Genomic DNA, 22570 nt, shown 5'->3' with positions numbered 1-22570 from the left:
CGTACGGCCGCCTCAGCAACAGGCGCCGCTCGCACCGCTCGACTGTGCGATGCCCTCGCGCAGTGGGTGGGTGGTGGCACCCGAACCGTTCAACCAGAGTCCGCTCGTCACAAGCCCACCGACGAAGACGACGATTGCTATGAGCGTGAATACTTTGATACTCATGAAAATCTCCTCTCCGAGCATTTACGGATGACGCGTTGACAAGTTGAGTCAACAAGAACTTACTCAATGAGTCAAGTATTAATCTCGCAAAAGACGATCTCGAAAAACGGAATGCCCCCACCCAATTGAAGTTAGAATCGACGTAAATTCAGAAAATGCCTGTCCAGGCCACTTCGCGCCAGCGAATCGATCAAGGAAACTTCATTGGATCGCGGACGACTTACTGGTAACGTTGATCTGTCATCCCGGTGGTCAAAGCCACCTCCTAGGAGCCCACATGGACCCTCTCGAAAACACGACGACCGCAGGGCTGGGCGACCGCATCCGGCTGCTGCGCGGCAAACGTGGTCTCAAGCAGCAGGACCTCGCGTCCAGCGAGATTTCGGCGAGCTACATCTCCTTGATCGAATCCGGCAAGCGCGCACCGTCGGACGCGGTGCTCGCCGCCCTCGCGGAGCGCCTCGGATGTTCCGCCGAGTACCTGCGCAGCGGACGGGACGACCACGAGCTGGAAGAGGCGCGCCTGCGGCTGGCCTTCGGTGAGATGGCCCTGCGCAACGGCAGCAACGGCGAGGCACTGCAGACCCTCAGCGAGCTGCTGACGAAGCCCAACCTCCTGGACGTCTCGATGACGCGGCGGGCGCGCATGGGGCAGGCCTCCGCGCTGGAGAAGCTCGACCGGACCGAGGCCGCCATCGCGGTCCTGGAGGAGCTGCAGCGGGACCCCGACCTGGCGCCGGGCTCAGCCGAGTGGTGCCAGATCGCGGTGGCCCTGTGCCGCTGCTATCGCAACGCCGGCGACATCACGCTCAGCATCGAGATCGGCGAGCGCGCCATGGCACGGCTGGACGCCCTCGGCCTGGACGTGACGGTCGACCACGTCCAGCTCGGTGCCACGCTCATGGGCTCGTTCCACATGCGCGGCGACCTCATCCACGCCCAGCTGATGGGCGGCAAGCTCCTGGACGCCGCCGAGAAGCAGGGCGCGCGGGCAGCGCGCGGCGCCGTCTACTGGAACGCCGGTCTTGTGGCCCGCTCGCGCGGCCAGCTCAACGAGGCGCTGGCCCTGGTGGAGCGGGCGCTCGCGCTGATGTCCGAGGACGACAACCTGCGCCATCTCGCCATGCTCAAGATGAACTACGGCTCCCTGCTGCTCCAGGTCGACGAGCCCGAACCGGCGCGCGGCAAGCAGCTGTTGGAGGAGGCGCAGCAGCTCCTGGCCGAGGTGGGCAACGCGCCGGAGCTCGCCCAGTGCGAGATCGGTCTCGCCGACGCGGACGCGATGCTCGGGCAGTGGGACGAGGCGGCGGCGCACGCCGAGCGGGCTCTCGGGCTGACCGGCACCGAGTCCCGCATCCAGGCCGTCGGCGCGCGCGGCACGCTCGCCGAGATCCAGCTGATGCGCGGCAACCACGAGCAGGCCGCGCAGTATCTGCAGGCCGCCACCCGGCAGCTGCGCCAGTTCCGCCCGTCCCACCAGGTGGCCCTCAACTGGCGTTACCTGGGCGACCTGTGGAAGCGGCAGGGCAACACCGCCGAGGCGCTCAAGGCGTACGACCGGGCGCTGTCGGCCGCCGGTATGGCACCGCACCGCGACCCCGGCCAGATCCTCTCCGAGCAGCACCGCGCCTGAACTGCCCGCCGTATTCCCGAATCCGGTACGGACCTTTGACCCTCACCCCGGTAAAGGCCCGGACCTTTCGCCGTAGAGCGGTCCGGCGGGGCAGGCGACCCGGTTCCGTTTCCGGCCGGATCCGAGCCCTCCGAACCCCCCGCCTGGAAGAGTGTCCGGGGCGGGGGGTTCGTCGCGTCTCCGTTCGACGGGCGGCAAGGACATGGCGTCCGCCGGCGAATTCCTCTCGGCCTTCCGCCACCGGATTTCCCGCGTGCACCCAACCGGAATTCCCTTGTACGGCCCGGGAGTTCATATTCCGGCGGGTGGCGGTGAATTCGGCGGAGTTCAGCGGGAGGTGTTCGCCAGCCGGTGCACGGCGGCGAGCGGAACCTTCAAACGGTCGGGACGGTGGCGGGATTCGTATACGGCTTCGTACACGGCCTTGTCCGCCTCGAAGGCGCGCAGAGCCACCGGCTGGCAGCGCGGGTCCTCCCGTCCGGCGGAGGCGTATCCCTCGATGAAGGCCCGCCGGTTGCGCACCGCCCACGCGTAGGCGCGCCGTCGTCGGCGCAGTCGCCGCGCGGGCGAGCCGTCCTCCCCCGCATCGCCGGACTCACGGGCGGCCAGGCCGGTGCGGGCCGCGTAGTCGAAGGAGCGCAGCATGCCCGCGATATCGCGCAACACCGGCTGCGGGCGGGCGCGTTCGGCGGCGGGCCGGGCCGGTTCGCCCTCGAAGTCGACGATCCGCCAGCCGTCCGCCGCGCGCAGCGCCTGGCCCAGGTGCAGATCCCCGTGGGTGCGCTGGGCGAAGACGGGGCTGCCGCGCCCGGCGACCCGGGCGTAGTCGTCGAAGAGGGCGCCGAGCCGGGTGCTGTAGCGGGCGAGTGCCGGGACCTCCTCGGCGGCCTCCTTGAGCCGCATGTTCATGCGTGCCGCCTCCTCGGCGACGTCCTGTGCCGTGAGCCGACTGCGGCCGAACGCCTTGCCCAGCGCGCCGTGCACGTCCGCCACGGCGCGGCCGAGCCCGTGCGCGTCCGCGGTGAAGCCACCGGTGGCCGGCGCGGTGCGGCCGGCGCCGTCCATGCAGTCGCCCGCCTGTCGCACCGCCTCCTCCCAGCCGTCGCGGGCGTCGGGCAGGAACTCCTCGATCAGGCCGAGCACCAGGCCCTCCGCGCCGGGGGCGTCGCTGTGCAGCGCGCCGTAGAGGTGGGGGGTGCGGGCGCAGTGCTGCCGGGTGAGCGCGTGCAGGGCCTCGACCTCGGTGTGCGGTCCCGGTTCGGGGCGGCGGAAGATCTTGAGGAGGATCCGGCCGCCGTACGCCACGGCCGTGTTGCTCATCTCGCCGTCGAGCGGGTGGGGCACCAGGCCGACGGGCAGTGGATAGCGGCCGGTGCGTTCCAGGCGCAGGCCGGGGCCGGTGCCGGGGCCCGCGAGGGTGCGCAGCAGCAGCCCCAGCAGGGCGCCGTCGGCGAGGGCGTCGTAGACCTGCCAGCCCTGGAAGGGGCCGGTGGGCACGGTGGCGATGGCGGCCGGTTCGAGGCGGGTGGGGAGGTGGGGGCGCAGGCCGAGCAGGAGTTGGTAGTCGAGGACGGGCCGGTCCTCGCGCCGGGCCGAGACCACGGCGTGCAGCAGCAGGGGTGGTTCGGTGCCGAGCACGGTGGCGGCCCTGGCTTCGAGCCGGGCTCCGCCGTAACGGGCGTCGAACCATCGGCGGCCCTCCAGCCATGGTCCGAGGGCCGGCAGCAGGGGTTCGAGGATGCCGTCGCTCATGATCCCTCCGCGGGTGTGAGCACGTGGGCGACCTGGTGGGCCGGATCGAGGCGTACGTAGGTGGACTCGCCCCAGGCGTAGGTCTCCCCGGTGAGTTCGTCGCGCAGCTTGAGGGTGCCGTCGGCGGGCAGGCCGAGGACGGCCGGGTCGCAGGTGACGGTGGCCTCGTGGGCGTGGTGCGGGTCGAGGTTGACGATCACGAGCACCAAGTCGGTTGACCCGTCCGGCAGTTCGACGTGCTTGGTATAGGCGAGGAGCTGGTCGTTGTCGGTGTGCTGCAGGCGCAGGTTGCGCAACTCCTGCAGGGCCGGGTGGAGTCGGCGGAGCCGGTTGAGCAGGGTGATCAGCGGGGTGATGGTGCGGCCCTCGGCCTCCGCCGACGCCCAGTCCCGGGGCCGGAGTTGGTACTTCTCCGAGGCGAGGTAGTCCTCGGTGCCCTCCGCCAGCGGGGTGTTCTCGCACAGTTCGTAGCCGGCGTAGACGCCCCAGCTCGGCGCGGCGGTCGCGGCGAGCACGGCCCGGACCTCGAAGGCGGGCCTGCCGCCGTGCTGGAGGTAGGCATGCAGGATGTCGGGGGTGTTGACGAACAGATTGGGCCGCAGGAAGTCGGCGCTGTCCTGGGCCAGTTCGGGCAGGTACTGGGTCAGCTCGACCTTGGTGTTCTTCCAGGTGAAGTAGGTGTAGGACTGCTGGAAGCCGGCCTGCGCCAGCGCGTGCACCATCGCCCGCCGGGTGAACGCCTCGGCCAGGAACAGCACATCGGGGTCGGTGGCGTCGACCTCCGCGATCAGCCACTCCCAGAACTGCACCGGTTTGGTGTGCGGGTTGTCGACGCGGAAGATCCGCACGCCCAGGGCCGTCCAGTGCCGCACGATCCGCAGCGCCTCGGCGTACAGGCCCTCCGGGTCGCCGTCGAAGTCGAGCTGGTGGATGTCCTCGTACGTCTTCGGCGGGTTCTCGGCGTAGGCGATGGAGCCGTCGGCACGGTGGTGGAACCACTCGGGGTGCTCGGTGAGCCAGGGGTGGTCCGGTGAGCATTGGAGGGCGAAATCCAGGGCGACTTCGAGGCCCAACTCTCTTGCTGTGGCGACGAAGTGGCGGAAGTCGTCCTCGGTGCCGAGGTCGGGGTGGATGGCGTCGTGGCCGCCGTGCCGGGAGCCGATGGCCCAGGGCGAGCCGACGTCGTCGGGGCCGGCGTGGAGGGTGTTGTTCGCGCCCTTGCGGTGCGTGGTGCCGATGGGGTGGACCGGCGGCAGGTAGACGACGTCGAAGCCCATTGCGGCGACGGCGGGCAGCCGCTCGGCGGCACTCCGCAGTGTGCCGCCGACCGGGCGGCTGCCCGCCTGGACCACCGCTCCCTCCGAGCGCGGGAACAGCTCGTACCAGGAGCCGACGAGGGCGCGCCGGCGTTCGACGCGCAGGGGCAGGGGCCGGGAGGCGGTGACGAGGTCACGCAGCGCGTAGCGCCCCAGGGCGGCCGTCACCCGGGGGGCGGTGACGGCGGACAGCCGGGCGGGAGAGGGACCCAGGGTGTCGCGGAGCGCGGCCACGGCCGCGGAGACCGCCTCCCGGCGGTCCGATGCGGTGATGCCGAGTGCCGCCCGTTCGTACAGCAACGCGCCCTCGGCCAGGGTGAGTTCGGTGTCGACGTCCGCCTCGATCTTCAGCGTGGCATCGTGCCGCCAGCTCTCCAGCGGGTCGGCCCAGGCCTCGACCCGGAAGGTCCACAGGCCCTCGGTGTCGGGGACGACGGTCGCCCGCCAGCGGTCGGCGTCCTCGTCGACGAGGGTCATCGGGACCCGGTGGGCCGGGCGCCCCGCGGGGTCGTGCAGGACGACGTCCGCGGCGACGGCGCCGTGGCCCTCGCGGAAGACTACGGCCGTGATGTCGAGGTGTTCGCCGGTCACGGCCTTGGCGGGCAGCTCCCCGTCCCGCACCCGTGGTCGGACGTCGAGGACGGGGATGCGCCCGGTCACCGGTGTCATGGTCGACTCCTCCCGGTCGGATCCCGTCAGCGGAGCCCGGTCGGGGCCGGCGTCCGGGCTGCGAGCAGGTCGATGATGGTCCGTGCGAAGAGGTGGCAGTGGTTGCCGGTGCGGCCGGTGACCAGGTCGTCATGGATGACGACGTCCTGGTCGACGTACTCGCCGCCCATGTTGCGCAGATCGCCCAGCAGGTTGTTGTGCACCACCGCGCGCCTGCCCTGCATCAGTCCCTGCACGGGCGCGGCGAGCCACATGCCGTGGCAGATGATGCCCTTGAGGATCGCCGGGTCGGCGAACGCGCGGCGCAGGAACTGCGAGGCGGGTGGCAGGAGTTGGGGGTCCTCGGTGAAGCGCAGCCGGTCGGCGACCATCCCGGAGGGGACGATCACCGCGGAGTACTCCTTCAGCGCGAACTCGTCGAGGTCCTCGAAGGACTCGGTGACCTCGAAGGGCATGCGGTGCTCATGGCCCTGGAAGGTCATCTGCTCGTTGCCCCACAGGCGGGACAGGAAGTGGATCTCGGCTCCCTCCTCGGGGAAGCGGTAGCGGTAGTAGAGGATCTCGGGCTCGTAGAAGTCGCTCTCCATCAGGACGGCGATCTTGTGACCGGACAGTCGCACGGCGGCTACCCCTTCCCCTTCGCGGTGACCAGGTCGATGAGGAACGGCCCGCGGTGCGCGAGCGCCTGCGCGACCGCCTCCTCCGCCTGCCCGGGCTTCTCGACCCTTACGGCGGCCACGCCGAGCGAGCCGGCGAGGGAGACGAAGTCGACGGCCGGGCTGCTCAGGTCGAAGATCTCGGGCTGTTCGTGGGCGGGGATGTGCTGGTCCCGCCAGTACTCCTCGATGTTGTTCTCAAGGAGCTTGTAGCGGCCGTTGTTGCAGATGACGAACTTGGTGGGGAGGCCGTAGCGGGCCGCCGTCCACAGTGCCTGGAAGGTGTACATGCTGCCGCCGTCGCCGGTGAAGCCGACCACCGTGCGGTCGGGGTGGGCGAGTTGGGCGCCCAGCGCGCCGGGGATGCCGACGCCGAGGGAGCCGCCGCGGGTCGCCATCCACTGGCCCGGCACGGTCGGCGCGAGCCTGCGGAAGATCTCCGGGGAGGCCGTCAGCGCCTCGTCGAACAGGATCGCGTCCGGCGGCAGTCGCCGCGCGAACTCCTGGGCGAGGGCGATGGTGGGCAGTTCCAGGGCGGTGGCCGTGGCCTCCTCCCGCGCGTCGGCCGCGGCGAGCGCGGCCGAGCGCTGCGCGGCGTGCCGGCGCAGCCGCTCGACCGCCGCCGTCCGCCGCCCGAGGCCCATCTCCCGGCCGAGCGCGTCGGCGAGCAGGCCGAGCGTGGCCTTCGGGTCGGCGACGATACCGAGGTCGACGGGGTGGTTCTTGGCGATCGCGCCGGAGTCGAGGTCGATGTGCACGACCGGGACGCCCGCCCCGAAGACACCGTCGAGGGCCGGGTACACCTCGGGCAGCACATAGGTGCCCACGATCAGGACGCCGTCGGCCGCGCCGGTGATCTTCCGGCTCTGTTCGCCGAACATGTGGCCCAACTGGCCCGCGTAGGCGGGGTGTTCGACGGACAGGTTGACCTCGGCCCAGTCGGCGCCGTACACGTCGGCGCCCCACACCTCGGCCAGCCGCCCCAACTCGGCCTGGGCACCGGCGAAGTGGACGCCGTCGCCGGCGATGACGAGCGGGTTGCGGGCGTCGGCGAGCAGCGCGGCGGCCCTCGCCACGGTGTCGGGGGCGGGCAGGCTGCGGGTCTCCGGGTAGGAGACGGGCGCCACCGGTTCGGCGGTGTCGCGGTCCATGACGTCGGCGGGCAGCACGACCAATACCGGACCGTACGGCGGGGTCGCGGCGACCTTGAAGGCGCGGCGCAGCACCCGCAGCGTGGAGTCGGGGTCGACCACCCGGGTCGCCCACTTGGTCACCGGTTTGGCCATCCCGACCAGGTCGGCGGCCATTTGCGCGTCCATGCTGTCGTAGCGCAGCCCGGCCTCGCCGACCAGGGTGACGATCGGGGCGTGGCCGCGCATCGCCTGGTAGAGCATGCCGATGCCGTTGCCGAGCCCTACTCCGGAGTGGAGTTGCAGGACCGCCGGGGTGCGGGTGGCGCGTGCGTAGCCGTCGGCCATGCCGACGGCCGTGCACTCCTGGAGGGCCAGGACGTACTGGATCGAGGGGAAGGAGCGCAGTTCGTCGAGGAACCCCTGCTCGACCGTGCCGGGGTTGCCGAACATGAACCGGACCCCTTCGGCCTGCAGTTGTTCGAGCAGCGCGATCCGCGCGGGCCTGCTGTCCATCGTGTGCTCACCTCTCGTCGGGGCGGAGGAGCGTCAGGCGGTCGCCGTGGGTCAGGCGGTCGTCCTGAACCCCCACTGCCGCAGGCCCTCTTCGAGGACCTCGACGGTCTTCTGTCCGGTCAGGTAGGAGTCGGGCGTCGAACGGCCCGTGATGAACGGGTAGTCGACGATGACGGAGGTCGTCTTGCCGAAGTTGCCGTGATAGGCGCCGCCGGGTGCGGTGGCGTCGCGCAGGATGTACTCCAGCGGGTACGGCGGCGGCCCCATGACGAAGTCGGTGCCGATGAACCCGGTGCCGTCCTTGTAGTCGTACTCGATGCAGTGGCCGGTGACGTGCTTGCCGCGGATGAGGGACTCGCGGGTCTCCTGGTCGCGGGCGAAGGCGAGGCAGGCGACGCCGTAGCACTCGGCGGCGATCGGCCGGTCCAGTGCGTGGAAGGCGAGGATCAGGTCGTGGACGCGCCAGTTGTTGGCGAGGTCGACGATCGGTCCGCTGCCGCCGACGATCAGCAGCGCGTCGTAGCGGTCGGCGATCTGTGAACGCACCTGCTCCAGGCGGGTGTTGTAGGCCTCCCAGTCGCGCAGGAAGTACGGCTTGGACCGGTAGGGCCGGTCGGGCAGCCAGGACGACAGGTCGAGCGGGTTGTCGAGCCGGTCCGAGTCCTCGACCTTCCGTACCTTGGCGGCGGTCTCGGGGGTGGTGACGGAGCGGCCGAGCGGCGGGTCGACGTACTCGGGGTCCATGCTCGGCGGCAGCGCCTGCGGACGCTTGCCGGTGGGGGTGGCGAAGGTGAGGTGGTAGCCGGCCTGGTCGAAGGTCTCCAGGGGGCCGATCAACTCCTCGCCCCAATAGCCGTGTTCGGACAGGACGACCAGAATGCGCCTGCTCATGGGGTTCCTCCCGTTCGGCGGGACGGTGCCAACTGGCGGATTCCTGTCTACGTCGGGGCCGTTGTCCAAGGCCGTCGGCGGCGCCCCGCTCGCGGCACATCCTCAAGTGGCCGAACGCACTACGGCATGTTGTGGCCATCGGTCTTCATTGCGTGAACCCACCGGCGTACGCCGGGAGTTGCCGCAGCTCGGGCCGCGACTTCGCACAGTGCGGCCGGTCCGCGCGCACGAGCGGACCGGGCGGGCGCGGATGTGGGGTCATCGGACCCGTGCCGCTTCCGGACCCCGGGAGCGGAACCCCGATGAGCGGAGACACACATGCCGAGCGAACAGACCGGCTCCGACCGGGAGATCGCCGGGTTCGTGCAGCGCTGGTACGACCTGCTGAGCGAGCACGCGCCGGTCGAGGAGCTGCTGCCCTTCGTCGCCGACGAGGGCCTGGTGATGGCCTTCCCGGAGCGGACCCTGTACAGCCACGCGGACTTCCGCGACTGGTACACGGCCGTCGGCGAGGCCTACACCGACCAGAGCCACACCGTCGAGGAGGTCACCGAGCAGGAGGACGGCACCCGTGTCGACGTCGACGTCACGGTGGTGTGGACCGCCAAGTCGACGGCCGACGGAACCGTCTCGTCCTTCCGGATCAACCAGAAGTGGCAGCTGGAGCGGCCCGCGCCGGGCGCCCGCCCGCTGATCGTCGACTACCGGGTCGGCGAGCCGGCCGCGATCTGATTCCCGTCACCTTTTGGAGGCTGACATGCCGTCGAAGTCGGTGCCCCTCGGGGCCGATTACATCGTCGTCGGCGCCGGCTCGGCCGGCTGCGCGGTCGCGGCCCGCCTGAGCGAGGATCCGTCGACGACCGTGGTCCTGCTGGAGGCGGGCGGCTGGGACGAGCGCCCCGAGATCCACCGGGCCGACGCGGCCTCGGTCCTCTCGCTGCTCACCGCCGAGTGGCGGAGCGAGATCGACTGGGGCTACGTCACCGAGTCCGAGGCGGGCATGGAGGGCCGCCGAGTCCCCGTGGCCCGTGGCAAGGTCGTCGGCGGATGCAGTTCCGTCAACGCCCTGATGTGGGTGCGCGGCAGCCGCCACGACTACACCCGCTGGGTCGCCGAGGGCGCGACCGGATGGTCCTACGACGAGGTCCTGCCGTTCTTCCGGCTGGCCGAGGACTACTCGGGCGGCGCCGACGGGTTCCGTGGCGCGGGCGGTCCCGTCCGGGTGCGGCAGCTCGATCAACCCTCCCCGATCGCGCGGGCGTTCGTGGAAGGCGCCGGTGAACTCGGGTACGTCGCGGACGGCGACGACGACTACAACGGGGCCCGGCAGGAGGGGTTCGGCTTCCTGTACCAGACGTTCCGCGACGACGCGGGCCGCCGGTGCAGCACCGCCGACGCCTATCTGCGGCCGGCCCTCGGGCGCCCCAACCTGACCGTGCTGACGGGCACCCTGGCCACCCGGCTGCTGCTCACCGGGACGCGGGTCACGGGCGTCGAGTACGTCCAGGACGGCACCCGGCACGAACTGCGCGCCGAGAGCGAAGTCATCGTGTCCGCCGGGGCGTTCGAGACGCCGAAGCTGCTCATGCTGTCCGGGATCGGTCCGGCCGCGCACCTGCGGGCGCACGGTATCCGCTGCGTCCAGGACCTGCCGGGGGTCGGCGCCGGTCTGCAGGACCATCTGTTCACGCCCATCTGCTACCAGTCGCTCCAGGAGCACCCGGACGGGGCGCTGCTGTCCGAGGCGGGGCTGTTCACCCACACCCGCGAGGCCGGTCCTGAGGACTCCCCCGACCTCCAATTCACCTTCGGCCCCATCAAGTTCCTGCCGTCCGACGCCCCCGCCGACCGGTGGGAGGGTCCCGGCTTCACCTTCGCGCCGATCGCGCTGCGACCGGAGAGCCGGGGCCGGGTGCGGCTGCGCGACGCCGACCCGGAGTCCAACGCCGTCGTCAGCGCCGGCTACCTCACCTCCACCGCCGACCTCGACGTCCTGGTCCACGGCGTGCAGTTGGCGCGCGAGCTGGCCGCCACCCGTGCCTTCGACGCGTTCCGCGGCGACGAGCTGGGCCCCGGCAAGAACGTCACCGGGCCGGCCGAGCTGCGCCGGTACGTCGCCGCGAACGCGACCACCCTGTGGCACCCGGCCGGCACCTGCCGGATGGGCACGGGCGCGGACGCCGTCACCGACCCCGAGCTGCGCGTGCACGGCATCGCGGGACTGCGGGTCGCGGACGCGTCGGTGATGCCGTCGATCACCGCGGGCAACACGCACGCGCCCAGCGTCATGATCGGCGAGCGTGCGGCGGCGTTCGTCCGCGAGGCCGCCGTCCCGGCTCTCGCCGAACCGTCCCTGTCCGACGTCCACTTGAGCTAGGGGATGCACCATGTCCGACCTCGACCAGTCCCAGCAGGAGAACCTGAAGCTGTACCGGCGTTTCCTCGACGCGTTCAACGCCGGTGACCAGGCGGAGATGCCCCGGGTCATCGCCGCCGACTTCACCGACCACCACCCCGGGTTCGACATCAACGGCCTCGACTCCTATCTGGAGGCGCTGCGCGGGGCCTACAACACCCTTGATCTGAAGGGTGAGTTGGAGGAGCTGTCGGCGCTCGGCGAGGACCGGGTCCTGACCCGGGTCAAGCTGACCGGCACACATCTCGGCGAGCTGCTCGGCTTCCCGGCCACGGGCCGCAAGGTCGAGTGGACCACCACCGAGATCTGGCGGGTCCAGGACGGCCTGTTCGTGGAGCGGTGGGCGCAGGACGACATGCTCGGGCTGCGCGGGCAGATCTCCTCGGACGCGTCGAACCTGGCCGTCGTCCAGCAGGTCAGCGACGCCGTCAACCACCGCCGCCTGGACGACCTCGACGACCTGTTCGGGCCGACGTTCCACGACAACAACCCGGCGTGGAGCTGCGAGAGCCTGGAGGAGCTGAAGGGCATCATCCAGGGCGCGTACGACGGGCTCGACTTCAGCGTGCACCTCGACGCGCTCTACCCGGCCGCGCCGGACAAGGTGATCATGCACATCACCTTCCACGGCCGGCACATCGCCCCGTTCTTCGGCCAGGAGCCGACCGGCAAGGAGGTCTCCTGGACCAGCCTTGAGGTCTACCGGCTGGAGGACGGCAAGGTCGTCGAGCGCTGGGTGCAGGCCGACACCGCGGGCCTGATGCGCCAGGTCGGCGTGCCCCTCCCCTGACCGTTCCCCTACCCCAGACAGCCACAGGAAAGGACGGGCGCATGAACACCCGAGAAGTGGTCGACACGTACTACCGGCTGGCCAACACGGGCGAGTGGGACGCCTGGTGCGACCTGTTCGCCATCGACCAGACCATGGACGAGCAGCTGGCCGGACATGTCGAGGGCCGCGAGACCCTCCGGGAGATGATGAAGGGCTTCCCGGAGATGTACGCCTCCTTCGCCAACGTGCCCCGGCACGTGGTCGTGGACGGCGAGCAGGCCGCGGTGGTCTCCGACATCACGGGCCGCACCCACGACGGCATCACCGTCGAGGCCAAGGTGTGCAACTACTTCCGTGTCACCGGCGGTCTCATCAGCTACTTCGCGAACTTCCACGACAGTGTGCCGTTCGCCGCGGTCACCGGGACGTGAGGGCGATGACGACCGCTCCGGCCGGCCTGCGGTGGTCGCACGTCGGCCTCAACTGCCGTGACCAGAAGGCCACGGAGGACTTCTACACCCGGCACTTCGGGTTCGCCCGGGCCCGGGTCGTGGAGGCCGACGGGGTCCGCGTGGTGTTCCTGCGCAACGGCCCCGTCTACCTGGAGCTGTTCGCGACCGACGCGGACGCCCTGTTCACCACGGCGAAGGACGGTCCCGACAACCCCGGCACGGCACGCCATCTCGCGTTCCAGGTCGACGACGTGGACGCGTTCCTCACCGCGGCCGGGCGCGAACTGGAGCCGCTGCTCGGCCCGTTGGCCTTCGACGAGTTCATCCCCGGCTGGAAGACGGTGTGGGTGTCCGACCCGGACGGCATCGTGCTGGAGGTCAGCCAGGGCTACACCGATCAGACCACCGACGAACTGGCCACGTACGCCTGACAGGAGAGTGCACCAGCATGAGGCCCGTCCCCGACCAGACCATCCTCCTCACCGGCGCCACCGACGGCATGGGCCGTGAGCTGGCCCGTGAACTCGCCGCGCAGGGGGCGTCGTTGATCCTGCACGGCCGCAACGCGGCCAAGGGCGCGGAGCTGCTGGCCGAGCTGCGCGCGTCCACCGGCAACGACAAACTCAGCTACGAGCTGGCCGACTTCTCCTCGCTGGAGGACATCCGCAAGCTGGCCGACCGGATCCCCGCCACGCACGACCGGCTCGACGCGCTGGTGAACAACGCCGGCATCGGGGTCGAGCTGGTGCGCCACGAGAGCCAGGACGGCCTGGAACTCACCTTCCAGGTCGACTACTTGGCGGCGTACATGCTCAGCTGCCGGCTGGCGCCGTTGCTGGTGCGCTCGGCCCCGGCCCGCATCATCAACGTCAGTTCCGCGGGCCAGGCGCCGATCGACTTCCGCGATGTGATGCTGGAGCGGCACTGGGACGGGGTACAGGCCTACTGCCAGGCGAAGCTGGCCCAGATCAGCCTGACCGTCGACCTGGCGGAACGGCTGCGCGGCACCGGGGTGACGGCCAACGCCCTGCACCCGGCGTCGTACATGCCGACGAAGATGGTGGTGAACCTGTTCACCCCGCAGTCCACGGTCGCGGAGGGTGTGCACAGCACCCTGCGCCTGATCACCGACCCGGCCCTCGACGACGTGACGGGCACCTACTTCAACCGCACCCAGCGCTCCCGGGCGGGCGCCCAGGCCTACGACGAGAAGGCCCGCGCCCAACTGCGGGCGCTGAGCGAGTCGTTGACCGGGGTGACCTTCCCGGGCGACCTGGGCTGAGCGGCCCACGGCAGCACCGAGCCCCCGCCTCGTGCACGCGAGGCGGGGGCTTCGTGGTGTGCGGGTGCTAGTTGGCGGTGACGGACAGCCTGTGGTGGAACACGTTGCCCGGGTCCCACGTGGCCTTCACCTGGCGCAACTTGGCGAGGTTGCCCTTGAAGTAGAGGGTCTGCCAGGGCACGCCCGAGGTGTTCCAGGCAGGGTCGGTGAGGTCGGTGTCGGGGTAGTTGATGTACGAGCCGTCATTGGTGTCGTTCGGCACCGGCACTCCGCCGGTGTCCGCGTACAGGTCGCGGTAGAGGGCGCGCATCCAGGCCACGTGCCGGTCGTCCTGCGCCGGATCGGGCCAGTACGTCGTGAAGTTGGCCTTGAGGACCGAGTCCCGCTGGGCCAGCGCGGTGGCCGTGGGCGACACGGTGTTGACCTTGCCGCCGTAGGAGTAGAGCAGGATACCGGCGTGCCCGTCGTAGGCGGCGTCGGAGAGGTAGCCGTAGAGAGTCTTGGCCTGTGCGGGTGACCAACCCTGGCGCAGATAGGCGCCCTTGGACTTCGTGCGGTTGTAGAGGCCCGTGTCGTAGGGGTCCTTGAGAGTCGTCTTCAGCCAGGGCCAGGAGGAGCGGCCGTCCGTGTACGGGACGCCGATGCCGCCGGCCACCGCCGAGACGTAGGCGTCGAGGAGGGCCGAGGCGTCCGAACGGGTGCCGTCCATCTGGGTGTTGAGGACGAGGCTGCCCTGGATCCGGTTGTAGAGGATCAGGACGCTGTGCAGGCTGTCGTAGGAGGAGCCGGCGACGCTGTTGCGGGCGTGCCAGGCGCCGTGGTTGGCGATCAGCGCGGTGAAGGCGGCCTCCGTCAGGTCGCTCCATTTGATGGCGACGGTCGACTTCAGGAGTGTCTTGGGCGGTCTGGGCAGGAGGGTGGAGGGCTCGGTGCCGGTGGCGTCGGGGGCGCGGAACCAGTAGCGGGTGACGATGCCGAAGGTGCCTCCGCCGCCGCCCGTGTGGGCCCACCACAGGTCGCGGTGCGGGTCGTCGGCCTCGCGGGTGGCGACGACGGCGCGTGCGGTGCCGGAGGCGTCGACCACGACGACCTCGACGGCGTAGAGGTGGTCGACGACGGCACCGTACTGGCGGCACATCGCGCCGTAGCCGCCGCCGGTGACATGGCCGCCGACGCCGACGGTCGGGCAGGTGCCGCCGGGCAGGGACACGCCCCACTCCAGGTACAGGGTGCGGTAGACGTGGCCGAGGGTGGCGCCGCCCTCGACGAGGAAGGCGCGGCGGGCGGGGTCGTGGCGGACCGCGTCCATCTCCGACATGTCGACGAGTGTCCGTACGTCCGGGTCGTCGACGAGTCCGTCCAGGCAGTGCCCGCCGCCGCGCACGCCGATGCGTTTGCCGGCGTCGACCGCCTCCTGGACGACGGACACCACCTGCGCGGTGGTGTGGACGAGGCGTATCGAGTCGGGGGCGGCGGTGAATCTCGCGTTGTAGCCGCGGGAGGTGAGGTCGAGATAGCGGGCGTCCGACGCGCCTACGGCGACCGCGGCGGGGGTGGTGGTGCTGTCCGTGGCCGTGCTGTCGGCGGCGAGGGCAGGGGTGGGGACCACGGCCGCGGCGATCCCCGCGGCGGTGGCGGTGCCGAGAAGTCCGCGCCGGGTGAGGCCGGCGGACGGGCGTCGGTCGGTTTGTGGTCGTGTCACTGCTGTCTCCTTCGTCTTCTGGTGGCTGGACGAAAAACTGCCGCCCAGGAGGCCGGGAGCCTTCTGGACGGCAGGAGTTGAGGGGGCGTCAGACGACGTCGTGTCCGCTGACCGTGGTCTCCGGGATCTCGTCGCGGACATCCCAGTGCTCGACGATCAGTCCGCCTTCGAGCCGGAAGATCTCCACGACCACCGAGCCCCGGTCCGTCGCGGTGGCGCGGAAGTGGGTGTGCACGAAGACCAGGTCGCCGGAGCTCGCCGCGCGCTTGATCTCGAACCGTGCGTCGGGGAGCTGCTTGCGGAAGCCCTCGATGAACTCGACCAGCGGCTTGCGCCCGTCGGGCAGGTTCGGGTTGTGCTGGATGAGGTCCGCGGCCAGGTACTTGTCGGCCAGGTCGGTCTGCCCCTGGTTCCAGACGGTCTCCAGGTATTCGCTGACGAAGTGCACCTGGTGGCTGGTCATGAGTTCTCCTTGACTGACTGATCTAACTGATGTGTACAGGTGTGGCGGGCTGCTCGGCGGACGCCGCCGCCGAGGCCTGCCGGACGGACAGCACATGGGCCAGCGCGGCGAGGACGAGGACACCCAGGGCCGCGGCCGGGATGGGGCCCGCGCCCACGCCGGGCAGCAGCGAGCTGCCGATGAAGCTGCCGAGGCTCATCCCGAGGTAGAGCGCGGCGGCGTTCAGGGCGAGGATCAACCCCGGTTGCAGGGGCACGAGTTCGACCAGCCGGGCCTGTTGCGGGGCCTGGTAGAGCTGGCTGAAGAAGGCCCAGAACGCGAAGAACACCAGCCCGGCGTGGGAGTGCGGGGCGACCAGCAACAGGGCGAAGCCCGCCGCGAGTCCGATGACGGCGACGCCCACGGTGCGGTCCCCGCCGAGCCGTTCGGCGATCCTCGGCGCGGAGGCGTTGCCCGCGACGCCGATGACGCCGAAGGCGAGCAGGGTCACGGAGATCAGCCCGGAGGACGCGTCGAAGCGGTCCTTGAGGTAGGCGCCCGCGATGCCGTAGACGGTGAACTGGGCGGCCATGAAGAGGAGGGTCGTCGAGACGGTGGCCACGGTGGCGGGGGTGTGCAGGGCGCCGCGGTAGGCGCGCACGGTGGGCGGTTCGCCGGCCGGGATCTCGGGGACGAACACGAACACCGTCACGAAGGCGATCGCGGAGAGCGCGGCCACGCCCAGGAGGGCCGGGCGCCAGCCGAGGCTGCCGCCGAGGAAGGAGGCCAGCGGCACACCGAGCACTGCGGCGGCCGTCATCCCGCCGAAGACGGTGGCGAGGGCCCGCTGCCGGCGCTCCGGCGGGACGATGAGCGCCCCGGCCGCCGAGGCGCCGGGGCCGAAGACGGCGGCGCCCATCGCGGCGAGGACCCGAGTGGCCGTCAGGAAGCCGTAGTTGGGCGCCACGGCGCCGAGCGCGGCGCCGACGGTGAGCAGCGCGATGCCGGCGAGGAGGACGCGCTTGCGGTTCCAGCGGCGCAGCAGGATGGGGGCGGTGGGTGCGCAGACCGCGAAGGTGAGGGCGAAGACGGTGACGAGGATGCCCACCGAGGCGGGCTGGACGTGCAGGTCGTCCCCGATCGGACCGTTCAGGCCGACGACCGCCAGCGAGATCGTCCCCAGGCTGAAGTAGCCGAGTGACAGCGACAGCAAGGCCGGTAGGGCGTTGCGGGACGGCATCACGCCACCTCCTCTTCCGAACGGGAAAGTTGCATACGGCGACCGTAGGAACGCCGCCCGGACCCTCGCGCGCGTCGCGAGGAGGCCGGCGGCACTGCCCGAGGTCCGTCCCCGCACTACGTCAGGTCGCGCCGAAGGACCGTGAGCGCAGCACCAGCGGCACGCTCCGGCCAGTACTGATCAGCCAGTGCTCGACGCCGTTGACCAGCAGAAGCAGCAGGGTGGTGAGGGCCAGCACGGCGAGGGCCGGCACGAGGGGCGCGACGACGGCGGCGGCCAGCAGGACCAGTCCGCAGTAGAAGCGGGTGGCGGACGCGGCACCGAACATCCGGCGGCGCGTATAGCAGAACGTCAGCAGGATCAGGGCGGCGCCGACGGGCAGCAGTCCTGCGGCGCCGGAGTGCGGGACCCGCAGCGGGTCGTGCACGGTGCGTACGGCGCCGACGGAGACCAGCAACAGGCCTGCGACCAGGGCGAGATGGCCGTAGCTGAGGACGTCGCGGACGACGACGGCGGGGGTGGGGTGGGTGCGCAGGGCGTGGGCGACGGCCGAGGCGGCGAGGTGGAAGTAGAGCCACCACAGGGCGCAGCCGATGAGGAAGGCGAGGACGAGCGCGGTCAGACTGACCGGGTCGAGGGGGCCCTTGGCGACTCCGGCGCCGACGGAGAAGATGTTCTCGCCGAGGGCGATGATGATGAACAGCCCGAAGCGCTCAGGGAGATGGTTGACGCCGAAGGCCAGTCGCCGCAGATGGCCGCTGAGCAGCACGGGCGCCACGAGTTCGGCGATCACGGCGAACGCCCAGCACACCTCGCGCCAGGGGGCGGGGAGGGTGGCGGCGGCGAACAGCACCAGGGCGAAGGCGAGTCCGGCCCGGTAGGGGTGGATGGTGTAGAGGGCGCACTCTCTGCGGATGGCCTCGCCGATGAGCAGGCGCAGCGCGAGGTAGCTGCCCGCGTACAGCAGGGCCTGTTCCCGGTCGACGAGCGCCTGCGGTGCGGCAACCGCCATGCCGTAGACGGCGAGTGCGGTCATCAGGAGGAACACGCGTTGCAGATTGGTCTCGTGGACGGCGTTCATCGCCATGACGACGTCCACCCAGGCCCACCAGAGCGGGACGAGCGCGAGCAGACACTGTCCGAGGACGGGCCAGGTGGGGTGTCCGGCGAGCAGATGCGCGATCTGGCCCACGCCGAACGCGAGGACCAGATCGAAGAAGAGCTCCGCCCAGGTGGCCCGGTCGCGCACCTGAACGGCCGGGACGGTCGTTGTCGCGGTTGCGTCGGTCATCGTCGTATCGGCGCACGGGCGGGGTCCGGCGGGCGGGGAATCGCCGAACCGGGCTCCTACTGCGGCGAGTCGGGTCACCTGCTGTGGGAACTCCGGGGCCCTTGGAGCAACTCCCTTACGGTGGCGGCGACATGGCTGCCGTCGCGGGTGGCGGTGGCCACGCTCTCCCCGGGGTGCAGCACACTGCCTGCGGCGAACACGCCGGGCCGCGAGGTGTGCAGGCTCCCGTCGACGGCGGGGCCCCGGGTGCCGGAGTCCAGAACGAGCCCACCGCGCCTGGCGAGTTCGTGGTCGGGCACGAAGTCCCCGGTGAACACGACGGTGTCACAGGCCAGTCGGGCGGTACGGCCGTCCCGGTGCCGGACGCGGACGCCGGACAGCCGTCCGTGGCCGAGGAGTTCGGTGACCGTGGCGTCGGTGAGGAGCGGGACGGGGTGTCGGAAGCGGAGTCGGGCGTGGTGGGCGCGGGCGGGAGTCGTCTGCGAACGGCCGAACTCGGTGACCATGGCGACGACTTCGGCTCCGGCGGCCCGCGCGGTGTCGGCCGCCGCGTAGGAGACGTCCTCGGCACCGACCACGACCACCCGGGTGCCGATCCGCTGCCGGTACAGGTGCACCGCCTGCTGCAACTCGCCCGAGGTGTACACCCCGTCGGGCCGGGTGCCCGGCACCAGGCGAGCGGCGCGGGGGCGTTCACGGGCACCGGTGGCGAGCACGACGGCCGCCGCACGGACGGTCTCCGGCCCTTGCGGGCCAACGGTGTTGAGGGCCAGCGGCCCCGCCCAGTCGAGGGCGGTGACCCCGGTACGGACGACGGCTCCGGCACGCACGGCGGCGCCGAGCAGCAGGCGGGCGTACGCGGGTCCGGTGAGCGGATGCGTCCAGGTGCCGAAGCCGCCGTGGTGGCAGTGCCGGGGCACTCCCCCGGCCTGCTGTTCCCGGTCCAGGACTTCGACTCGGGCGACTCCGGCAGCGGCGAGACGCGCGGCGCCGGCGAGTCCGGCGGGGCCCGCGCCGACGATCAGGACGTCGACATCGCGGGGTGGGCGTTCGCTCGGTGGTCGGGTCACGTCCCGGCTCTTTCGAACAACTCCCGCACGGCCGCCCCGCAGCAGAACCCCTGACAGCGGCCCGCCCGGGCCCGCGTACGCCGACGCAGGCCGTCGAGGCCGCGCGGCGGAATCGTGCTGGCGAGCGCGTCCCGTATCTCGCCGCGCGTCACGCGCTCGCAGTGGCAGACGAGGGTGCCGTACTCCGGGTCGGCGGCGATGAGTTCGGCCCGTTGGTAGGGGCGGGGGAATGCCTCGCCGAGGTTCGGCATGCGGACCGGTTCCAGATCCTCCGCCGGGCCGAGGCCGAGGCCCGTGTCGGCGAGCAGCGCGGTGACGTGCCCCGCGATCGCGAGGGACGCGGTCAGGCCGGTGGAACGGATGCCGCCGACCGTGACGTACGCCTGCTCGGGGTGCGCGGTGATGCGGTAGTCGTCATACTCGGTGGCCGCGCGCAGGCCGGCGTAGACGGCGGTGATCTCCTCGTCGAGCAGCGCGGGCAGGATGCGGGCGCCCTTCTCCCGCAGCAGGGCGAGGCCTTCGGCGGTCGTGCCGGTCGCCCGCTTGTCGTCCAGGTCCTCGGCGGTGGGGCCGAGCAGCAGGTTGCCGTAGACGGTCGGGGCAACCAGAACCCCCTTGCCGAGTGCCGTGGGGACGGGCAGGAGGATGTGGCGGAGCAGGTCGCGGGCGAGCTTGTCGAAGACGATCAGCTGGCCCCGGCGCGGAGTGACGGTGAAGTCGTGAAGGCCGAGCCGGCGGTCGAGGGTGTCGGCGTGCAGTCCGGCGGCGTTGACGAGGTAATGCGCGCGGAGGGTGCCCCGGGCGGTGCTGAGGACGTGGGTGCCGCCCTGCCGACTCATCTTCTCCACACGGGAGTTGAGGTGCAGGTCGACTCCGTGCCGGACCGCTTGTGTGGCGTAGGCCAGTGTCGTCGTCCAGGGGCAGACGATGCTCTCGCCGGGCACGCGCAGGGCTCCGAGCGCGCCCGGGCCGAGGTGGGGTTCGCGTGCGTAGAGTTCGGAGGGCTCGATCAGACGGGTGGCACGGTGTTCATTCCGTACGGCCTTCTCCGCCAAGTGCGGGAGCTCCGCGAGCTGTTCCTCGTCCCAGGCGACGAGCAGCGCGCCGACCGGCTCGACGGGGATGCCCGACTCCGCCGCGTACGCGGTGAGTTGGCGGGCACCCTCGCGGACGAGGCGTGCTTCGAGGGTGCCCGGTACGGCGTCGAAGCCGGTGTGCAGGATCGCGGTGTTGGCCTTGGAGGTGCCCTGGCCGACGTCGTCCTGGGCCTCGACGATCGCGACGCGCAGCTTCGGGTGCCGGGCCAGTTCGCGGGCGATCGCGCAGCCGACCACTCCCGCCCCGACCACCGCCACGTCGTAACTCCGCGACGGCAGCGGGCCGTTGGCCGTGACGGTCATACGGGGGTGCGGTCGAGCAGGGCGGTGACCTCGGCCCGGAAGGCGGCGAGGCGTTCGGCCGCCTGGTCGGGGCCGATACGGGGCTCGTAGACGGCGGAGGGTTTTCCGCCGGGCAGCGCGTCGGCGAGGGCCAGTCCGGGCTCGGCGCCGAGGCGGGCCAGCGCGCCCGCGCCGAGGGCGGTCGCGTCGGGCAGCACGGACACCTCGACGGGGCGTTGCAGGAGGTCGGCCTGGGTCTGCATGAGCAGGGCGGAGCGGGTGAGGCCGCCGTCGACGCGCAGCACGTCGAGGGGTGCGCCGAGGTCGGTGGCGGCGGCTTCGGCGAGTTCTACGACCTGTGCGGCGAGGCCCTCGCACAGGGCGCGCACCAGGTGCCCGGCCGTGGTGTCGAGGCCGAGCCCGGTGAGGGAGCCGCGCAGGTCGCCGCGCCACCAGGGGGCGGCGAGTCCGGCGAGGGCGGGGACGAAGGTGACGCCGCCGTTGTCGGGGACGGTGCCGCCGACGCGGTCGAGGTCGGCGGGGCCGGTGATGACGCCGAGGTCGGTGAGCCAGCGTACGGCGGACGCCGCCGTGTACACCTGCCCGTCGAGGCAGTAACTGGTCCGCCCGTCCAGCCGCCAGGCCACGCAGCTCACCAGGCCCGAGTCCCCGCGCCGGGGTGTGTCGCCGGTGTGCGCGAGCAGGAACGCCCCTGTGCCGTAAGTGCACTTGGCGCCGCCGGGTGCGGTGATCCGCTGGGCGAGCAGGGCCGCCTGCTGGTCCACGACGAGTCCGGTGAGGGGGATCTCGGCGCCGAACGCGGTGGTCGTACCGATGGGTTGGGCGCAGTCGACGACTCCCGGGAGGCGTTCGTCCAGGAGTCCGTAGAGGTCGAGGGCGCGGGGCGACCAGGCGGCCTTGTCCAGGTCGAGGAGTTGGGTACGGCCGGCGGTCGCGGCGTCGGTGACATGGGTGCCGGTGAGGCGGTGCACCAGCCAGGAGTCGCTGGTGGTGACCATGCCCTCGCGGGTGAGGTGGCGGCGGATCCAGGCCATCTTGGGCGCGGCGAAGTACGGGTCGAGCGGCAGGCCGGTCAGTCGGCGTAACTCATCAGCGTGCTCGGCGAGTTCGACGCAGACGCTGTCGGCGCGGCGGTCCTGCCACACGAGCGCGTCGGTCAGCGGCATGCCGGTGTCGGGGTCCCAGGCGAGTACGGTCTCGCCCTGATTGGCGAGGCCCAGCGCCGTCACGGGTTCGTCGGCCTCGGCGAGCGCGCGGCGCCCGGCGACGATCACCGACTCGTACAGTTCCTCGGGGTCGGCCTCCACCAGGCCGCCCGGCAGCCGGCGGTTCCCCACCGAGACGAACCCGGTGCCGATCACGCCGCGTTCGGGACAGATCACCAGGGCCTTCGTACCGGATGTTCCCTGGTCGACGGCGAGTACCGGACCCGTCATACCACCCCTCCCGTAGATCAACGCCCGACAGCCTGCCGCCGGTCCGCACACCACGTCAAGCATTTCTGATCTTCAGTCAACTGGCGGATATATCTGTCGAGTTGGGGAGGACCGCGAAACGGGGGACGGTGCGGAACGTGCGCCTCACCGCGCTCGGCGGTGGTCCGGGCATCGTCCGAAACCCATGCTCACAGCCCCGCACCGGGTACGAACTCCCCGTCCGGATACGGCAGGATGAGCGGTCGCGCCGGTGCACGGGTCCGTCCCGGCCGACGCGAGCGCAATACCGGCAATGCCCGCAATTCGAGCAGGTGGCAACGTGACGACACTTCGCATCCG

Annotated in this window: 19 protein-coding genes and 1 pseudogene; 7 read left to right on the top strand and 13 right to left on the bottom strand. The window is 71.3% G+C overall.

Features of this window, described 5'->3' with window-relative positions:
• Positions 1 to 12: 12 nt before the first annotated feature.
• The gene (locus OH768_RS45915; RefSeq protein WP_158697264.1) at positions 13 to 165 is read right to left on the bottom strand and encodes a hypothetical protein; all 153 of its coding nucleotides are present in this window, start codon (positions 163 to 165) and stop codon (positions 13 to 15) included.
• A 277-nt stretch (positions 166 to 442) separates the two neighbouring features.
• Here OH768_RS45915 and OH768_RS45910 point away from each other — a divergent pair, with 277 nt between their 5' ends.
• Positions 443 to 1798, top strand: coding sequence for a helix-turn-helix domain-containing protein (locus tag OH768_RS45910; protein WP_406462794.1), 1356 nt, complete (start codon positions 443 to 445; stop codon positions 1796 to 1798).
• Positions 1799 to 2125: 327 nt separating this feature from the next.
• On the opposite strand, the gene OH768_RS45905 is transcribed toward OH768_RS45910, so the two are convergent.
• Genes OH768_RS45905 through OH768_RS45885 form a run of 5 tightly spaced genes read right to left on the bottom strand, consistent with a single transcriptional unit; the run spans position 2126 to position 8728 of the window.
• Entirely contained in the window at positions 2126 to 3550 is a 1425-nt protein-coding gene (locus OH768_RS45905) for a maltokinase N-terminal cap-like domain-containing protein (RefSeq protein ID WP_406462792.1), read from the bottom strand.
• Positions 3547 to 5535, bottom strand: coding sequence for an alpha-1,4-glucan--maltose-1-phosphate maltosyltransferase (locus OH768_RS45900; protein WP_406462790.1), 1989 nt, complete (start codon positions 5533 to 5535; stop codon positions 3547 to 3549). The genes OH768_RS45905 and OH768_RS45900 overlap by 4 nt, the downstream gene beginning before the upstream one ends.
• A gap of 26 nt (positions 5536 to 5561) precedes the next feature.
• Positions 5562 to 6155: a DJ-1/PfpI family protein gene (locus OH768_RS45895; RefSeq protein ID WP_019060074.1), complete on the bottom strand. Its 594-nt coding sequence runs from the start codon at positions 6153 to 6155 to the stop codon at positions 5562 to 5564.
• A gap of 5 nt (positions 6156 to 6160) precedes the next feature.
• On the bottom strand, positions 6161 to 7837 hold the full coding sequence (locus OH768_RS45890; protein ID WP_406462788.1) for a thiamine pyrophosphate-binding protein: 1677 nt from the start codon (positions 7835 to 7837) through the stop codon (positions 6161 to 6163).
• Positions 7838 to 7888: 51 nt separating this feature from the next.
• Positions 7889 to 8728, bottom strand: coding sequence for a type 1 glutamine amidotransferase domain-containing protein (locus OH768_RS45885; RefSeq protein WP_406462787.1), 840 nt, complete (start codon positions 8726 to 8728; stop codon positions 7889 to 7891).
• 318 nt (positions 8729 to 9046) lie between these two features.
• Here OH768_RS45885 and OH768_RS45880 point away from each other — a divergent pair, with 318 nt between their 5' ends.
• The 6 genes from OH768_RS45880 to OH768_RS45855 are packed head-to-tail and all read left to right on the top strand — an operon-like array spanning position 9047 to position 13650.
• On the top strand, positions 9047 to 9460 hold the full coding sequence (locus tag OH768_RS45880) for a nuclear transport factor 2 family protein (protein ID WP_406462786.1): 414 nt from the start codon (positions 9047 to 9049) through the stop codon (positions 9458 to 9460).
• Between the two features lie 25 nt (positions 9461 to 9485).
• Positions 9486 to 11105 (top strand): GMC family oxidoreductase, encoded by a 1620-nt coding sequence (locus OH768_RS45875; RefSeq protein WP_406462784.1) that lies wholly within the window; start codon positions 9486 to 9488, stop codon positions 11103 to 11105.
• Between the two features lie 10 nt (positions 11106 to 11115).
• The gene (locus OH768_RS45870; protein WP_406462782.1) at positions 11116 to 11934 is read left to right on the top strand and encodes an ester cyclase; all 819 of its coding nucleotides are present in this window, start codon (positions 11116 to 11118) and stop codon (positions 11932 to 11934) included.
• Between the two features lie 41 nt (positions 11935 to 11975).
• A complete protein-coding gene (locus OH768_RS45865; RefSeq protein WP_406462781.1) occupies positions 11976 to 12347 on the top strand; it encodes a nuclear transport factor 2 family protein in 372 nt (123 codons plus the stop codon).
• Between the two features lie 5 nt (positions 12348 to 12352).
• Positions 12353 to 12799 (top strand): VOC family protein, encoded by a 447-nt coding sequence (locus OH768_RS45860; RefSeq protein ID WP_406462779.1) that lies wholly within the window; start codon positions 12353 to 12355, stop codon positions 12797 to 12799.
• Between the two features lie 17 nt (positions 12800 to 12816).
• Positions 12817 to 13650 (top strand): SDR family NAD(P)-dependent oxidoreductase, encoded by an 834-nt coding sequence (locus OH768_RS45855; RefSeq protein WP_406462777.1) that lies wholly within the window; start codon positions 12817 to 12819, stop codon positions 13648 to 13650.
• A gap of 67 nt (positions 13651 to 13717) precedes the next feature.
• On the opposite strand, the gene OH768_RS45850 is transcribed toward OH768_RS45855, so the two are convergent.
• The 7 genes and pseudogenes from OH768_RS45850 to OH768_RS45820 form a co-directional block, all read right to left on the bottom strand.
• Complete coding sequence (locus OH768_RS45850) at positions 13718 to 15352, bottom strand: FAD-binding oxidoreductase (protein WP_406462776.1); 1635 nt, start codon at positions 15350 to 15352, stop codon at positions 13718 to 13720.
• An 88-nt stretch (positions 15353 to 15440) separates the two neighbouring features.
• Entirely contained in the window at positions 15441 to 15815 is a 375-nt protein-coding gene (locus tag OH768_RS45845) for an ester cyclase (RefSeq protein WP_406462775.1), read from the bottom strand.
• A gap of 22 nt (positions 15816 to 15837) precedes the next feature.
• Positions 15838 to 17034 (bottom strand): MFS transporter, encoded by a 1197-nt coding sequence (locus OH768_RS45840; protein WP_406462773.1) that lies wholly within the window; start codon positions 17032 to 17034, stop codon positions 15838 to 15840.
• A 121-nt stretch (positions 17035 to 17155) separates the two neighbouring features.
• The gene (locus OH768_RS45835; protein ID WP_406462771.1) at positions 17156 to 18325 is read right to left on the bottom strand and encodes a low temperature requirement protein A; all 1170 of its coding nucleotides are present in this window, start codon (positions 18323 to 18325) and stop codon (positions 17156 to 17158) included.
• 98 nt (positions 18326 to 18423) lie between these two features.
• Positions 18424 to 19395, bottom strand: a pseudogene (locus tag OH768_RS45830) (NAD(P)/FAD-dependent oxidoreductase); the annotation flags it as partial.
• Positions 19392 to 20795, bottom strand: coding sequence for an FAD-dependent oxidoreductase (locus tag OH768_RS45825; protein WP_406462769.1), 1404 nt, complete (start codon positions 20793 to 20795; stop codon positions 19392 to 19394). The pseudogene OH768_RS45830 and the gene OH768_RS45825, both read right to left, overlap by 4 nt.
• Positions 20792 to 22231: an FGGY family carbohydrate kinase gene (locus OH768_RS45820; RefSeq protein ID WP_406462767.1), complete on the bottom strand. Its 1440-nt coding sequence runs from the start codon at positions 22229 to 22231 to the stop codon at positions 20792 to 20794. The genes OH768_RS45825 and OH768_RS45820 overlap by 4 nt, the downstream gene beginning before the upstream one ends.
• Positions 22232 to 22570: the final 339 nt, after the last annotated feature.

Source organism: Streptomyces sp. NBC_01622 (assembly GCF_045209635.1).
Taxonomy (GTDB): Bacteria; Actinomycetota; Actinomycetes; order Streptomycetales; family Streptomycetaceae; genus Streptomyces.
The sequence above is the reverse complement of the archived record's forward strand: the minus strand, read 5'-3'. Positions and strand labels throughout refer to the sequence as shown.